This window comes from Pontibacter cellulosilyticus (assembly GCF_014306105.1).
GTDB lineage: Bacteria > Bacteroidota > Bacteroidia > Cytophagales > Hymenobacteraceae > Pontibacter > Pontibacter cellulosilyticus.
The window spans coordinates 450,243-465,728 of record NZ_JACRVF010000004.1 but is presented as its reverse complement, the minus strand read 5'-3'; the positions used below and the strand labels follow the sequence as shown (position 1 = coordinate 465,728).

At 46.1% G+C, this 15,486-nt stretch carries 17 protein-coding genes; 5 read left to right on the top strand and 12 right to left on the bottom strand.

The genetic code is table 11. The annotated features are described in order from the left end of the window. Nucleotides 1-27 precede the first annotated feature (27 nt). Nucleotides 28-1,812, top strand: coding sequence for an ABC transporter ATP-binding protein (locus H8S84_RS15405; protein ID WP_187068247.1), 1,785 nt, complete (start codon nt 28-30; stop codon nt 1,810-1,812). A 137-nt stretch (nt 1,813-1,949) separates the two neighbouring features. Next, nucleotides 1,950-2,360: a helix-turn-helix domain-containing protein gene (locus tag H8S84_RS15400; RefSeq protein WP_187068246.1), complete on the top strand. Its 411-nt coding sequence runs from the start codon at nt 1,950-1,952 to the stop codon at nt 2,358-2,360. A gap of 248 nt (nt 2,361-2,608) precedes the next feature. Here H8S84_RS15400 and H8S84_RS15395 read toward each other — a convergent pair whose 3' ends face one another. The 7 genes from H8S84_RS15395 to H8S84_RS15365 all read right to left on the bottom strand — a co-directional run bounded on the left by H8S84_RS15395 (nt 2,609) and on the right by H8S84_RS15365 (nt 9,577). Next, nucleotides 2,609-3,742 carry a formylglycine-generating enzyme family protein gene (locus H8S84_RS15395; protein WP_187068245.1) on the bottom strand — a complete coding sequence of 378 codons (1,134 nt, stop codon included), beginning with the start codon at nt 3,740-3,742 and terminating at the stop codon, nt 2,609-2,611. 19 nt (nt 3,743-3,761) lie between these two features. After that, nucleotides 3,762-4,373, bottom strand: coding sequence for a TetR/AcrR family transcriptional regulator (locus H8S84_RS15390; RefSeq protein ID WP_187068244.1), 612 nt, complete (start codon nt 4,371-4,373; stop codon nt 3,762-3,764). 94 nt (nt 4,374-4,467) lie between these two features. Beyond that, nucleotides 4,468-4,986: a GyrI-like domain-containing protein gene (locus tag H8S84_RS15385; RefSeq protein WP_187068243.1), complete on the bottom strand. Its 519-nt coding sequence runs from the start codon at nt 4,984-4,986 to the stop codon at nt 4,468-4,470. Then, nucleotides 4,983-6,752, bottom strand: a complete 1,770-nt coding sequence (locus H8S84_RS15380) for an ABC transporter ATP-binding protein (protein ID WP_187068242.1) — start codon at nt 6,750-6,752, stop codon at nt 4,983-4,985. Before H8S84_RS15380 ends, H8S84_RS15385 begins: the two co-directional genes overlap by 4 nt. 222 nt (nt 6,753-6,974) lie before the next feature. After that, the gene (truA, locus tag H8S84_RS15375; protein ID WP_187068241.1) at nt 6,975-7,721 is read right to left on the bottom strand and encodes a tRNA pseudouridine(38-40) synthase TruA; all 747 of its coding nucleotides are present in this window, start codon (nt 7,719-7,721) and stop codon (nt 6,975-6,977) included. Nucleotides 7,722-7,799: 78 nt separating this feature from the next. Then, entirely contained in the window at nt 7,800-8,198 is a 399-nt protein-coding gene (locus H8S84_RS15370; protein ID WP_187068240.1) for a hypothetical protein, read from the bottom strand. Between the two features lie 179 nt (nt 8,199-8,377). Beyond that, entirely contained in the window at nt 8,378-9,577 is a 1,200-nt protein-coding gene (locus H8S84_RS15365; protein ID WP_187068239.1) for a thiolase family protein, read from the bottom strand. Between the two features lie 66 nt (nt 9,578-9,643). Between H8S84_RS15365 and H8S84_RS15360 the strand changes: the two genes are divergently transcribed. Both H8S84_RS15360 and H8S84_RS15355 read left to right on the top strand, forming a co-directional pair. Continuing rightward, the gene (locus tag H8S84_RS15360) at nt 9,644-10,129 is read left to right on the top strand and encodes a DUF4293 domain-containing protein (RefSeq protein ID WP_187068238.1); all 486 of its coding nucleotides are present in this window, start codon (nt 9,644-9,646) and stop codon (nt 10,127-10,129) included. Between the two features lie 287 nt (nt 10,130-10,416). Continuing rightward, on the top strand, nt 10,417-10,779 hold the full coding sequence (locus H8S84_RS15355; RefSeq protein WP_187068237.1) for an endonuclease domain-containing protein: 363 nt from the start codon (nt 10,417-10,419) through the stop codon (nt 10,777-10,779). Nucleotides 10,780-10,895: 116 nt separating this feature from the next. Here H8S84_RS15355 and H8S84_RS15350 read toward each other — a convergent pair whose 3' ends face one another. The 5 genes from H8S84_RS15350 to H8S84_RS15330 all read right to left on the bottom strand — a co-directional run bounded on the left by H8S84_RS15350 (nt 10,896) and on the right by H8S84_RS15330 (nt 14,726). Beyond that, the gene (locus tag H8S84_RS15350) at nt 10,896-11,627 is read right to left on the bottom strand and encodes a DUF4476 domain-containing protein (RefSeq protein WP_187068236.1); all 732 of its coding nucleotides are present in this window, start codon (nt 11,625-11,627) and stop codon (nt 10,896-10,898) included. A gap of 131 nt (nt 11,628-11,758) precedes the next feature. Continuing rightward, the gene (locus H8S84_RS15345; protein WP_187068235.1) at nt 11,759-12,316 is read right to left on the bottom strand and encodes a hypothetical protein; all 558 of its coding nucleotides are present in this window, start codon (nt 12,314-12,316) and stop codon (nt 11,759-11,761) included. 11 nt (nt 12,317-12,327) lie between these two features. After that, the gene (locus tag H8S84_RS15340) at nt 12,328-12,855 is read right to left on the bottom strand and encodes a hypothetical protein (RefSeq protein WP_187068234.1); all 528 of its coding nucleotides are present in this window, start codon (nt 12,853-12,855) and stop codon (nt 12,328-12,330) included. 9 nt (nt 12,856-12,864) lie between these two features. Beyond that, entirely contained in the window at nt 12,865-13,221 is a 357-nt protein-coding gene (locus H8S84_RS15335; RefSeq protein ID WP_187068233.1) for a hypothetical protein, read from the bottom strand. A gap of 332 nt (nt 13,222-13,553) precedes the next feature. Further along, entirely contained in the window at nt 13,554-14,726 is a 1,173-nt protein-coding gene (locus tag H8S84_RS15330; protein WP_187068232.1) for an AIR synthase related protein, read from the bottom strand. A gap of 175 nt (nt 14,727-14,901) precedes the next feature. Here H8S84_RS15330 and H8S84_RS15325 point away from each other — a divergent pair, with 175 nt between their 5' ends. Continuing rightward, nucleotides 14,902-15,453 carry an outer membrane beta-barrel protein gene (locus tag H8S84_RS15325; protein WP_187068231.1) on the top strand — a complete coding sequence of 184 codons (552 nt, stop codon included), beginning with the start codon at nt 14,902-14,904 and terminating at the stop codon, nt 15,451-15,453. The last annotated feature ends 33 nt before the right edge of the window (nt 15,454-15,486 follow it).

The following is a 15,486-nucleotide window of genomic DNA, read 5'->3' as shown; positions in this document are numbered from 1 at the left end:
AAAAGCCCTTGAGCTTACTAATTAACTGTGAAATCATTACGTTATCTAAATAAATACCTTCTTAAGTATAAATACAGGCTCTTGTGGGGCATTGTGTTTACGATCATCTCTAACTTTTTCCAGATTCTGCCGGCACAGGTGGTGCGCCATGCCTTTAACCTGATAAAGGAAGGCATTAACCTGCACGGCCTCTACGAGGGCTTTGCACAGCAGGAAAACGTGTATGATGTTTTTGCCAGCAGCATTCTGGTGTATGGTGTAGTTATACTTTTGATGGCACTGCTGCGGGGCGTTTTCCTGTTTTTTGTGCGCCAGACCATTATCGTAATGAGCCGCCTGATCGAGAACGACCTGAAGAACGAGATCTACGAGCACTACCAAAGCCTGCCGCTTAGCTTTTACCGCCGCAACAACACCGGCGATCTGATGGCGCGCATCTCCGAGGATGTGAGCCGTGTGCGCATGTACATTGGCCCTGCCATAATGTATGGCATTAACCTGATTATACTTTTCCTGATGGTGATCCCATACATGCTTTCGGTAAACGTGAAACTGACGATGTATACGTTGATTCCGCTGCCTATACTTGCCATCAGCATTTACTATGTAAACAACATCATAGAGCGTAAGTCTGACGAGATACAAAAGAGCCTTTCGGGTATAAATACATTTGTGCAGGAGGCGTTTTCAGGAATCAGGGTACTTAAGTCTTTTGTGCGGGAGGATGATTCCCACAACAACTTTACTACCTCCAGTAACACCTACAAAGACAAATCGCTGGAGCTGAACTTCGTGAACTCGCTGTTCTTTCCGTTGGTATTGTTCCTGGTTGGTCTGAGTACGATCATTACGGTTTACATTGGCGGACAGGAGGTGATCAACGGAAGTATAACTACTGGTAATATTGCTGAGTTTATTATTTATGTGAATATGCTTACCTGGCCGGTTACCTCGCTGGGTTGGACGGCCAGCCTGGTGCAACGCGCTGCTGCCTCGCAGGCACGCATCAACGAGTTCCTGCACACCAAAAACGATATTGTTTCCCGTGAAAACGTGAGCAAAGAAATCATGGGTGATATCCGCTTCGAGAACGTAAACTTAGTTTATCCTGACACGAACATACAAGCGCTGAAAAATGTCTCCTTCGATATTAAGCACGGTGAAACGCTGGCAATTATTGGCAATACAGGCTCAGGCAAAAGTACGATTGCCAACCTATTGCCACGCATGTACGATGTAACAGATGGCCGTATTTTAATTGACGGAGTTGATGTGCGTGACTATAACCTGAAAAGCCTTCGCAGCCAGATTGGTTATGTGCCGCAGGATGTGTTCCTTTTCTCCGATACCATCAGCAACAACATCGGGTTTGGTCTGCCAAGTATAACCGAGGAGCAAATGGTGCAGTCTACAAAAGATGCGGATGTATTTGAGAACATTATGCGCTTTCCGGAGAAGTTTGAGACCAAACTAGGCGAACGAGGCATTACCTTATCGGGTGGGCAAAAGCAGCGTGTATCTATTGCCCGTGCGCTGGTGCGTGAGCCAAGTATACTTATACTCGATGATTCGCTTTCGGCGGTAGATACCAAAACAGAGAATGCCATACTTAATAGCCTGCGCCGCATTATGGCCAACCGTACCTCTATTATCATCTCACACAGGGTATCATCGGTTAAGCTGGCAGACAGGATTCTAGTGCTGGAGGATGGAGAGATTATACAACATGGTACGCACGAAGAGTTGATTAACCAGGACGGACTATATAAAGTGCTGTACGAACGCCAACTGCAGTCAGAAGAGCAGGAGTAAGTTTGACTTTTTGCGGGGTATTGTTCACCATTACAGAGGTCGCATTTACAGCCATTTAAAGTTTGCGGGATTTTTTTTGTATAGATTCTGTTATATCAACGTATAGCTAGTCTACATTCACCTAAAAATCTGTGCTTATGGCCATCGACTTACAACAAATCGGTAAAAGATTCAGGTTCTACACAAACCTTAAAGAGCTGGAAATGGAACAACTTAAAGCCATGACCGGTAGTGACGAAACCACTCTTGCCAATATTATTTCCGGCCAAAACTATCTGCTGGATGACTTGGTGGCAATCGTGAAGAACTTTAAAGACCTGAATCCACAGTGGCTGATATATGGCGAAGGCAGTATGTTTAAGCCGATGAACGCCGACGGGACATGCCACGACCATCAGAAAGGCTGTTTAAAAAAAGATAAGGCTGCTTATTTAAAGCAAATGCAGAATATGCTAATTGAGCTAGACGCCGCTGAAGTTGCCAAAGGCCACCATCCAGATGTGGAGGCATTAAAGGCCAAACTGGATCAATACAGAGCAACACATTAATTGTTGTTTTACATAATATCAAAGCAGCACAGCTACTGATATCAAAGAGCCCCGACCATACACAAGTATAGCCGGGGCTCTTTGATTTATGAGTATAAGCAGTGAAAGAAGCATTGACTTTAGCGAATTACGAAGTATAGCTCATGAAAGCCTGGAGACCTCCCTTCATTTTGAGTCACAAGTCGCGTTGCGCTTAAAACTTGTGCCAGATAGAGATCAACTAGAGCCATACACAAAGAAGTCATTTTTTATTTCTCCATCGGCTTTATTTCACAAACACACCTGAACCCCACCTTGTCTGACGGCGAAGAATAAAGTTGTCTGTCTGTGATTTTGCTGTCTTCCAGTTTATCTTTCCAGCTTCCTCCTTTGGCTATACCTTTCTCGGCCACCATCTCCGCCACATTACCTTGCACATGCAGCAGGCCATAGTCATTTGGAGTGCCACTATAGATATAATCCGGAGTATTTACCTGCAGGAAGTATGGCAGGGTTCTTCTAACATTAAACATGTTATCCTGCACCTCCTCTTTTACAATGTCCTTTTTTACTTGCTCTGCAGGAACCTGCGCAGTTATTTTTCGAGACAGAAAATCTGCTGCCACCGGATTTAGTTTATACTTTCTGATTGCGCCTGTGGCAGAGCTGTACGGATAGGTGTTTTTATCATAGCCTGCGGCAGCAATTATCTCCCACTCCTTTTCAGTTGGCAGCCTGTATATCACCTGCACTTTCTCTTTATTATTTGGATCGCTTTTAACCAATTCTGTTACTACATTAGAGCGCCACTTGCAGTAATCAGCCGCCTGCTCATAGCTTATACCTACAACAGGGTAAAACTGGTACTCCGGATGGTACTGATAAGCTGAGACTACTTGACCTGCTGCAGTTCTGTAGTAATCTGTTTTGTTTAGCTGTATCACTGTAGTATCTGGCTGCTGGCTTTGATAAAACGCCACCGTAGAATCCTGATTAAGGTAGGTCAGGTACTCCTGCCAATGTATATTTGCCACTTCGGTTTCGTCTGCGTACAGTTGCAGCGGGTGTATATAAACTCCTCCTGGTGCATAGTTTACCGATACCAAATCTGCAGTATCAACCAGTATTTGTTGCATAGCAGCTGCTTGCGCTGTCCTCAACTCCTCCTTTTTCTCTTTCGTAAGTTGTTGCGCCTCAACAACCTTTACACTTTTCTTGTTTATAATCTGGTCTTCCGGAAAGCTATTGCTGTTTATCTCCGGATAAAATCTCTCCTGGCTAAAACCAAGACCAGTAGTTGTGCTGTAAATGCCTGGCGCGACAGAAGATGGATAGCTTGCCCCACAGCCAGACATAATTAAGAGACTGAACAGCAGCCCCGTTAGGTGTAAAAGTGATTTCATGTGAATTAATGAACTTTGCTTAAGCTTTAATGGCAATACCGTTAAGTATAAGATTTACTGTAAACAGCACATCGCGCTCTATCTTCTCAAAATCGATGTAGTCCTGCTGGTGGAACTCTGCACGCTGAAACTCCTCGAACTGGATCAGGTCTTTTACTACCATAATAGAGTAGCCCACGCGCTCGGCCTCGCAAGGTATAAAGGTATCATTGGCAACACCTTCCTTCACTACCGTAGCATAGTAATTTGCCTCCTTTGCCCGCGACTCCCGGAAGAGCTCCTGGAATAGCATGCGCGTCTCTATCAGTACTTTAATGGATATGGTATGCTGTGTTACGATTTTCTGGTAGTACCGCAGCGAGGATCTGATGTATAGCAACAGTCGCTCATGAGGGTTTCGCTCTTCCTCTGCAATGCGCTTCAGGTTAGACAGGCTTTCTTTCCACTCCTGCGAGAAGGCCTCTATAAACAGTACTTCTTTGCTTTTGTAGTAATAGTATAGTGTGGGCTTCTTTAGGCCAATGGCATGCGCGATATCATCAAGTGTGGCTTTGCTATAGCCCAGCCTGCCAAACACTGATTTTGCCGCGTCCAGAATCAGTTCTTTTTTCGCCTCTGCTTTCTTGCCCAAAGTTGTTTGCTAAAGTATCGGGAGCTGGTTAGGTAGATGATTGCCCCGCAACCAAAGTTAAAGCATAAATTTATACTTGCAAGTATAAAAGAGGCTACTGCTTTACCGGCACCTCTACTACGCCTCTGTCCTGCGCCGGAAACCACTCTACATAGAAATCCTCCAGTTTCAAGTTCTCTTCTTCGGCGTAATCATAAATAGCTTTATATAGCTTTCTTGGTAGCAGCGCCATATTGCCCTCTGCTTCGGCACGCACCACTTTTTTGCCCCCTGCCACCGTGCGCAGTTCATAACCTTCCGGCAGTTTAACATCAGCATTCGGAACAATCACACCAATAAATGCCCTGATGCTGTCGCCGCTTTTGTCTGGGTCGTTGTAGTAGATATTGCCCAATGTTCCTTCCAATTCCTTTTTATCAACTACCTCCGCTGCCCGCATAAACAGCTTGCTCATTTGCTCATCTTCTACTGAACCCGTATAGGCCTGGCCTGCCACGTACATCGTTTCAGAGGTAGCCATCTTTACCTCCGGTGCTGTAAAACCGCCTAAGAAAGTATAAAGTACCAGCAGCACAACGCCGAAGGCTGCTAAAATGTAGAAGAGTTTTTTCATAAATCGATCATGTTCTTGTACTGCATTTGGTGAAGCTGTGCATAGTATCCGTTATGCTTCAACAGCTCTTCATGGTTGCCCATCTCCTTCAGTTCTCCCCTGTCCAGCACAATAATCTTATCAGCTTTTTGAATGGTTGATAAGCGATGCGCAATTACAATAGAAGTACGGCCCTGCATCAACTGGTCTATCGCGTACTGTATCAGTTCTTCAGTTTCGGAGTCTACGCTAGAGGTGGCTTCATCCAGAATGATGATCTCCGGGTTGTATACCATGGCACGCACAAAGGAAATAAGCTGTCGTTGCCCCACCGATAACGTGGCACCTCGTTCCATCACTTTATAGTGCAGTCCTCCCGGCAAACGCTCAATAAATTTACGTGCTCCCACCAGGTCAGCAGCATGCCACATCTGCTCTTCTGTAATAGCTTTGTTGCCCAGGCTAATATTGTCGGCAATGGTACCCGAGAACAAAAACACATCTTGCAAAACTACCCCGATGTGGTGGCGCAGCACGCTCAGGTCATACTCCTGCAGGTCGTGCCCATCGATGATAATATGTCCTTTGTTTATCTCATAAAAGCGGTTGAGCAGGTTGATAACGGATGTCTTACCGGCACCTGTCGCTCCTACAAAGGCTACAGTTTCTCCCGCTTTTACATCAAACGATATATCGCGCAGCACCCACTCCTCTTCGTTGTAGGCAAACCACACGTTTTCGAACTTTACATTGCCTTTTATCTTCTCCGGAGCATAGCTACCATTGTCGGCGATCATTTCTTTGCTGTCCAGCAGCTTCATCAAACGCTCTGTACTTACTACTCCTAGTTGCAGTGTATTAAAGCGGTCCGCGATCATGCGTATCGGTCGGAAGAACATCTGAATGTAAAGTATAAAGGCCATCAGTGTACCCAGCGAAGTCTCATCCTCGATCACACCATGCGCACCATACCACACCAAAAGGCCCAGACCTGCCGCACCAATTATCTCTGCTACCGGAAAGTATACCGAATAATATAAAACGGAGCGGATGTTGGCGCGGGTATGCTCTTTGTTGATCTCTTTGAACTTATCCATCTCGCGCTCTTCGTTGTTGAAGATCTGCACGATGCTCATACCTGTAATATGTTCCTGCACAAACGAGTTTAACCTGGCTACAGCCGTGCGTACTTCCTGGAACGTATCTTTTATCTTTTCTTTGAAGATGTAGGTACTGATGAGCATGAGTGGGAATGTGGAAAGGCTTACCAGCGTTAACTCCCAATCGATGTAGAACATGAAGCCTACAATAAATACCAGTTGCAGAATATCGCCGATCATAGCCGCTAAACCCTCACTAAACACATCCGACAGCGTTTCTACATCCGATACATTTCGGGTAACTAAGGTACCTATCGGGGTTCTGTCGAAAAACTTGAGGCGCAGCTCCAGGATATGCCGGTAGAGTTTGATGCGGATATCGCGCACCACGTGCTGCCCTAGCCAGCCGGCAAAATAGGTATGCAGGTACTGTACAATAGCATGCACTACCAGCAGCACGCCCAGTATCACGAACATCTTGTTCAGGCCTTCCCAATCGTTCTGCAGAATTTCATTGTCTACAGTGTACTGTATCAGGAAAGGGCGCACCGCAGCAAGTATAGCCGAGGCAAAAGTCAGGAAAACGATAAAGTAGAAGATGCCGATGTAGGGCTTCACGAACGTGAACAGCCGCTTCAGCACGTCTGAGTCGAATACTTTACCGGTATTTTTGGGTTTGTCTTCCAAAATGGATATTCAGCTTTTAAGGTTAATCTGTAAACGCACAATCTGTGTAATTTCTTCTGTACGTGCCTTAGCTTTTAACCGGCTGCAAAGTTAATGGTTTTGAATCAGGATTTTCAGGATTTATGGATGGGTAGGTTGAAGGAAAATTTAAATTGATTTGCAGGATTACTGGCAGTCTCGTATCTAACTACTCCTGCTTAAAATTAGGGTTGTACCCTCAGATTAAACTTTAAAAATATGCTCCGGGTACTCCACTTTGGCTAAGTATAAACCTTCTGCCGGAGCGGCTCCGCTGGCTTTGCTGCGGTCCTGGCTGGCGATGATCTGCTCAAATGCCTGCACAGTTAATTTGCCACGCCCCACATCAACCAAAGCCCCTACCACCAGGCGCACCATGCCACGCAAAAACCTGTTAGCTCTGATCGTAAACACCAGCTCCTCTTCCTCCTGTTGCCATAGGGCCTCATACATATTGCAGCGGTAGTGCTTTGTGTCGCCTTTTACTTTACTAAAAGTCGTAAAATCCTCATACTTCAGAAGTATGGCTGCAGCCTCGTTCATCTTCTCCACATCCAGCAGTTGGCTGTTGTGCCAGGCGTAGTAACGTTTAAAGGGATTTCTGGTGAGGGTGATGTGGTAATGGTACGTGCGGGCAAAGGCATCGTAGCGGGCATGCGCCTCGTCAGTTACTAGGTATAAATTAATGGCGGCAATATCATCCGGAAGGAGGCGGTTAAGCCGGTAAACAACGTGTTGCGGGTCTAGCTGTTGTCCTGTGTCGAAATGCACAAATTGCTGACTGGCGTGTACACCGGTGTCGGTGCGGCCGCTGCCGGTGGTGCTTATCTGTTCGCGCAGGATCTTGGTCAGGCAATCTTCTAAAACTTCCTGCACCGATAGTGCATTAGGCTGCACCTGCCATCCATGAAATCGCCCTCCGTCGTAAGCTATTTCTAAAAAATAACGCATATGGCAAAGGTATAAAATAAAACCCGCACACGCCTGAGGCATGTGCGGGTTTACGAATATATGTAGAAAGGAAAAGTATTAGTTGTTTTGCGTCTGTCCGTTACGAACGCCATCCAGGATTACCTGACCAAGGGAGCGATCATTGTTTCGGCGACTCTCGTCTCGGCGGTTTCTCTCCCAACGTTCGTCATTTCTTCTGCGGTCTTCGCTTCTTCTCTGCTCATCACGGCGTCTTTCCCAAGTATCATCATCGTCACGATCATCCTCGTAACGCTTGTTCTCCTTCTTATAAGCTTTCTCGTATTCTTTCTCACGCTTCCATTCGGCATGGGCGCGGTGTTTCTCTTCTACAAAAGATGGCTTGCCTTTGGCTTTGCCTTTATGCTTCCCTTTGCCGTTACCCGGTCCGTCAGCCATTGCAAGCTGGCTACCTAAAGTCATAATGGCTATCAGTGTAATCGTCAGTAACTTTTTCATAAGCTTTGGGTTTTGATTTGATTACACATAGGCAAAGCCTGTGCCAAAAGCTCTTTTACAGTGGCAAATATCTTTTTTCAGATTTGTGCCTATAAGGCAAAAAGCCCGCTCTGGCAACAGAACGGGCTTTTTGCATCCATACATTCGCAGTAGCTTTGCACACTGCGAGGTCTGTAGGTTTATACTTTCTCGTATATGATGGCTGCACCCTGGCCTACTCCCACACACATGGTAGCCAAGCCATACTTTACATCGTTGCGGCGCTTCATTTCGTGAAGCAAGGTAGCAGAGATGCGCGTGCCGCTTGCCCCTAGCGGGTGGCCAATGGCAATAGAACCTCCATTTACGTTCACGATGTCCGGGTTGATGCCCAGCTGCTGCACACATGGCACGGCTTGGGAGGCAAAAGCTTCATTAATTTCAGCAAGGCTGATGTTGTTTATACTTAAGCCTGCACGCTTCAGTGCCTTTTGCGTTGCCGGAACAGGGCCCATGCCCATGTGCGCCGGGTCTACGCCTGCTACAGCAGCTGATACCACACGTGCCATTGGCGTCAGGTTATAGCGCTTCAGGATATCTTCGCTAACAATAATTGAAACCGCAGCGCCGTCGTTTATACCTGACGAGTTACCCGCCGTTACAGAACCTCCTTTTTTAAAGGCCGGTTTTAGCTCTGCCAGTTTCTCTAATGATGATAAGCGCGGATGCTCGTCTGTATCAAAAATAATATCGTCGCCTTTGCGCTGCGGAATACGCACCGGCACAATTTCATCTTTAAACTTACCTGCTTCGGCAGCTGCTTTATACTTTAACTGCGACTGGTGGGCAAACTCATCCTGGGTTTCACGTGAAATGCCATATCGCTCTGCTACGTTCTCGGCAGTCTCGCCCATTGCAAACGGGTAATGTAGCTGGGATAAGGCAGGATTTGTAAAGCGCCAGCCAATGGTAGTGTCATAAATCTCCGGAGTACGCGAAAAGGCGGTTTCGGCTTTGGCCATTACAAAAGGAGCACGCGTCATACTTTCCACGCCACCTGCCAGGTATACTTCGCCATCGCCGCAGGTAATGCCACGGCTGGCATCGATTATAGCCTGCAAACCTGAAGCACAAAGCCTGTTTACGGTAACGCCGCCAATCTCCATTGGCAAACCTGCCAGCAGCAAGGCCATGCGTGCTACGTTGCGGTTGTCTTCGCCAGCCTGGTTGGCTGCCCCCATCACCACATCCTCAATCAGGGCAGGATCTAAATTCGGGTTGCGGGCAACAATTTCTTTCATTACAAGCGCCGCCATATCGTCTGGCCTTACAGAACTTAACGTGCCTCCAAACTTGCCGACTGGCGTGCGAAGTATATCAACTATGTATGCTGTGTTCATCTATGTTTTGGTTTTACCGGTCTTTGTCTAATTTTGTATCTCATTGCAAGTTAAATTAACCCCTTTATGATACAAAGAATTCAATCCGTATTTCTGTTACTGCTGGTGCTATCGATGGTTGCCATGCTGTTTTTACCTCTTTGGTCTAAAACTGACGCCACAACCGGTGAAGAAGTTGTGCTCACTGCCTGGAATATTAAGTCTTACATGCCTGCCGACGCTGCTGAGGGTACTCCTGTGAAGAACGCCATTGCAATAGGAATGCTGGCAATTGCCGCTGCTGCAATTGCACTATATGAGATCTTCCAGTTCAGAAATCGCCTGAACCAAATGAAACTGGGCCTGCTGAACACGCTGGTATTAGCTGCTTTGCTAGGTACCTCATTTTACTATGCGGCTTATGTAGGTGCAGAGCTGGTAGAGGCTGATCATAACGGTGCCTACGAGGCTGGCTTTTATCTGCCTATGCTGGGTTTGCTGCTTAACGCCCTGGCTAACCGCTTTATCAAACGCGACGAGGACTTGGTAAGGTCTGTGGACAGGCTGAGATAATTTTGAATGAGTGGATGAGTGATTGAGTGAATCAACTTAGTGCTCCTGAAATAGAGAAGCCGCTTTGGGGAGTTAATCCTTAAGCGGCTTCTTTTTTTCATAGCTCCACAGATGCAAGAACCCACCCCTAACCCCTCCGAGGAGGGGAATTTTAGTTTTTGCCTTTACTCCTACTTATCCATTTATAGTTAGCAATTTAACCGGACCTATAAATCAATGGTATAGGCTACTGGTAAGGGAACAATTCCCCTCCTCGGAGGGGTTAGGGGTGGGTCAATCACCTGCAGATGAAACGCCGGATAATCCCGTATAAACCATACTTAAAAGAGCTAGCCAAACAGCTCCGCCAGAACAGCACCCTTGCTGAAACTCTGCTTTGGAATGAACTTAAGAACAAAAAACTGCTCGGTTTAGATTTTGATAGGCAGAAACCGCTAGGCAATTTTATTGTAGACTTCTACTGTAAGGAGCTAATGTTGGCTATAGAAGTGGACGGCGACAGCCACGATTACAAGTATGAAGAAGATGTTGCTAGACAAAGCGAGCTGGAAAATCTTGGAGTTAAGTTCCTGCGGTTTGAGGATGCTGCGGTGAAGCAGGATATGCCTAACGTACTTCGGGAAATAGAAGCTTGGGTTATGAAGCATTAGCAGGTGTAAGAACCCACCCCTAGCCCCTCCGAGGAGGGGAATATCGTGCATGTGAAAGTTCCCCTCCTCGGAGGGGTTAGGGGTGGGTTAATCGTATTCAAACACTCATTCAGCGTTTACCTCCTGCCTGTATACTGCTCCAACTCTTGCACGCTACTGTCGAACCTGAACAAGTCGTAGATGTAGTAGAAGTGTTCTTTATCGCAGAGGTAGTCGTAGGCATACTTGGCAAATTCTACCCTCGTGGTTTCATAGTCGAACTGCTGTAGTACGCGCTTCAGGTCTTCGGCAAGTATACTTCCGCTGCGCACCGCATCGCGGGCTATACTTAGTTTAGTGCTTTCGAAGTCGCGGCTGCGCATGGTCTGTATCAAGCGGTCTACTTCGTGGCCTGTCATCAGGTTGCGGCAGTCGCCTCTGTAGCGATCATCGTAACTTGGAGGAACTGGATCATAACGGTCGTAGTCATCGTAGCGATCTGGGTAGCGAGGCAGCGGCCTTACTATAGGAGGCGCCAGAGGCACTTCGCTGATCAGGCGCAGGTATGCTTTTCCGCTTCTGCCTACTGTGCGCACGCCATAATTAGCTTCTACACCAGCTGGCACTACAATGCGTTGTCCCATCTGGTATACTCCCTGGCGTGTTCTGATCTTCACCTCCACATAATGTCTGCCCGGCCTTAGCGGCGCGATACGCACAAAATTAGAAGCGGTGTGGTTAACGGTTCTATCATCAAGCTGGATGTGGAACACCTCGCCACGCTCGGCGGTAAAGGTAAGCACAGCGGTTTGCGCAAACACCGGCAAGGCCAGCAGCACAAACAAGAACGGAAGCAGAAGCTTTTTCATGGTAGTATAGGTTTTTCCTTATACTTCCACCAAGCCAATTATTGTGCCAAGTTTAGAATGGATACTTCTGCAGAAAGTTTTATAGCTTATAGATGATCCCTAAACCTATACTTAGCTACAGAGCTATCTGTTTAATTAAATTTATACTTCAACCCAAGTGTGGCATTTGTCAGACTAGTTTTACCAACAGTTGTGCTTTCATCGTTTCGGAAGTATATGCTCTTGGTATCCAATGAAATTGCTAATGGTAATCGCCCTAAGCTTTTCTCAACACCAACAGTAATACCTATTCCTAATTGAGCGCTTGTGTTATAATCACGGCCAAGTAGATTTCTATATGTTTCTTTAGGAATAATCAGAGCTGCCGCTCCTCCCCCATAGTATACTAAAAGCTGTCTTTTGGCATATAAATTTGCATGACGCTCATACATTACAGATAAAAGCCGAGCACCACGATATACCGCACCCGAATACCCTGCCTCCAAAGCGCCCTTTGGGAAGACAAAATATTTTGCAGTTATACCAAATTCGTACTGGTTAGTAAAGCTATACTTTAAGCCTAGGGCAAATTTATAGGCAGGAGGGGTATTTAAGGAATCTATACTTTTATTATCAGGCTGCTGGGCTGCAGCCTGATAATAAAAACAGAAGCACAGAATCATCTTTAATATTATGCTTATTAACTTCATATTAGCCCTTCTTATTTCTTATAGCAAAAATAGATATAATCACCGCCCGCTCCTTCATTTAAATCTTGGGGTTGTTTGATCCATCCTGATGGTGGCTGAATAGAACTACTATTACCATACAAAATCCCTACTTCTTTGATTGAGTTACCATAGACAACGAAATTCCTAGATTGATAGCCATAAATATACTTTCCACCCGCGCCATCATTCAAATCAATAATTTTATAGCTCGTTAACGCCCAATATGGAGTGTGTTCATAGATATAAGAATAGTTTTTAGGCGGTGCTGTCCATTCGCTCAATCCTGTATTATAAGCTATGGCCTTAAAATCTGTAATAGGCTCATTTCGGAGATTATAGTCAGGATGCTCCTGCTTAACACTATTTGGATCTCGAGTAAATTCTAGATAAATATATTTTCCTCCAGCACCTTTATTTAAATCGACATCAAGTCTTGTATATCCAGACTCTGGTGAGGGTAAAGGATTACTATCTTTTACAAACAGAAGATTATGTATATAGATACTGCCATTAACCAAACCCTTATCTTATGAACTGACAAAATCTGAAACTATGGTCGTTCCACTGCCTCCTCCACCGCCACAACCATCACATGGTTCATCTGGCTCCGGCATCAATTCACAGTTAACGCACTCTGTGGATAACATTGCCATCTGTTCTGCAGAGTAGTCCCGGATGTCATACTTGGGGCGGGTTGGGCGTTCGCTGCCATCTTCATAACCTGTTACCTGCACGTCTTTGCTCACATACTGGCCGGTCTTGTCGGTTTTATACTTGTCGTCAGCATCACCGCCTTTCTTTGCCTGCTGTGTTTGTGCCGTCTTTAGCGTCTGGGCTACAGAGTCAACAGCATCCTCGGCTTTGTCGCAGCCCCAGATGGCCATGCTGGAGGATAGAAAGAAGACAAGGAGCAGCCTTAGCCAAGTGGATCTAAAACTGGGGGGGGGTAAAAGTTTGTTTTTTTCATGCGTGTGTGGTTTTGAGTTTTACATAGCACAAGATTGATAGAAAAAACTATATATAAAAAGCTTTTTCAGCCCCTTTTGTAACATCAGATGCAAGCTAGCTAACATTTCTCTTTAAGCATAAACAGCTATTCTCTGAAAGTATAGCCACTTTTAGGCCTGTAGTTCCAGCTTCACTTATAACATCACCCACAAAAAATAGCCACAGGCTATGCACCTGTGGCTACTCAGAAGTATAGGTTTATACTTTATTATCCTTCGTAGTAAAACTCGCCTTTGTCGCTTTTAATGGTAAGCTCGTTGTGTTCGCTTGCCTCTACGCGGCCAATAATCTGCGCCTCCACACCAAACGATTTAGAGATTTCGATTAGGCTCTGGGCGTATTGCTGCGGCAGGTAAATTTCCAGGCGGTGGCCCATGTTAAACACCTTGTACATCTCTTTCCAGTCGGTGCGGCTCTGCTCTTGTATTATGCGGAACAGCGGCGGCACCGGGAACAGGTTATCTTTAATGATGTGTACCTTCTCGGTAAAGTGAAGCACTTTGGTTTGTGCGCCTCCGCTGCAATGCACCATACCGTGTATGTGCTGGCGGTGCTGCTTTAGTATCTCTATCACAATTGGGGCATAGGTACGGGTTGGCGAAAGCACCAGCTTGCCCATTTCCATATCGGTTTCCTTGTCAATGTCGGTCAGGCGGTAATTGCCGGAGTATACCAGATCTGCGGGTAATTCTGGGTCGTAGCTTTCGGGGTAAGAGGCTGCCAGGTATTTATGGAACACATCGTGGCGTGCCGAGGTTAGGCCGTTGCTGCCCATACCGCCGTTATACTCTGTCTCATACTTAGCCTGTCCCGAAGAGGAGAAGCCCACAATCACATCTCCGGGTTGTATGGTATGGTTCGAGATTACCTCATCGCGGCGCATACGTGCGGTTACGGTGCTGTCCACAATGATGGTGCGTACTAAATCGCCAACGTCAGCAGTCTCGCCGCCTGTGCTGTAAATGCCTACACCATTATCGCGCAGCATCTGCAGCACCTCTTCGGTGCCGTTTATGATGGCAGCTATTACCTCACCCGGTATCAGATTCTTATTACGGCCAATGGTTGACGAAAGCAGGATATTATCAGTAGCTCCCACACACAGCAGATCATCAGTATTCATCACTACAGCATCCTGGGCAATGCCTTTCCACACGCTCATGTCGCCGGTTTCTTTCCAGTACATGTAAGCCAGCGATGATTTAGTGCCGGCTCCGTCGGCGTGCATTAAGGCACAGTATTCGGGGTCGCCGGTAAGTATATCAGGGATGATCTTGCAGAATGCTTTCGGGAAAAGTCCTTTGTCGATGTTCTTGATGGCGTTGTGCACGTCTTCCTTGGAGGCAGAAACGCCGCGGCGCAAATATCTATTGTCTTCCATAGTTGTGGATGATTTGCTTACAAATTTAACAAAGCAACGGGGATAAGCGAATCTTAATTGTACATATTCAGATTTCAGGCAACCAATGGCCAGGAAAATTTATCTATGTGGCTGTATAATAAACATGGATATATGCTGTTATGCTAATATTCGAAAATTAAGCACTACTAAAACTATGAAAAGAAAACTCCTCTTATCCCTTTCGGGTGCTCTGTGTCTGTTTGCACTTCCTGCACTAGCACAAGATGATGCTCCCACTTCTAAACCAAATGCGATTTCCAGCTACAAAACTGCCATTGGCTTACGCTTCTCTCCTTCTTACAGATTCAGGCCTGACGTTACTGTTACGGCAAAGCATTTTATCAGCCCGGAGTTTGCAGTAGAGGCGCAGGCAGGAACTGCAGACTACGACAAAGGTTATCATGCGTCTTTACAATATGTGTGGCAGCCCCAATTGTTAACATCGCAACGGTTAAGGCCTTACGCAGGCATAGGCCTTGGCGTAACAGGTACTGAGGTGAGTAGGTACAGAGAAGAACAGCCACTATCAACAAACCTTATCGGCATTGGCAGCATTGGTCTGGAGTACTCATTTGCTAAAGTGCCTATCTCTTTATCTGTAGACTATCGCCATGCACTTTTTGGCTATAAGACCGATAGCTTTAAAGACATGCCAATAAACAGGATAAATAATGTTGCCGTTGGCTTGAAGTATAACTTCAGATAATAGAATTACCTTTTAAACAAAAGAGGCAGCACG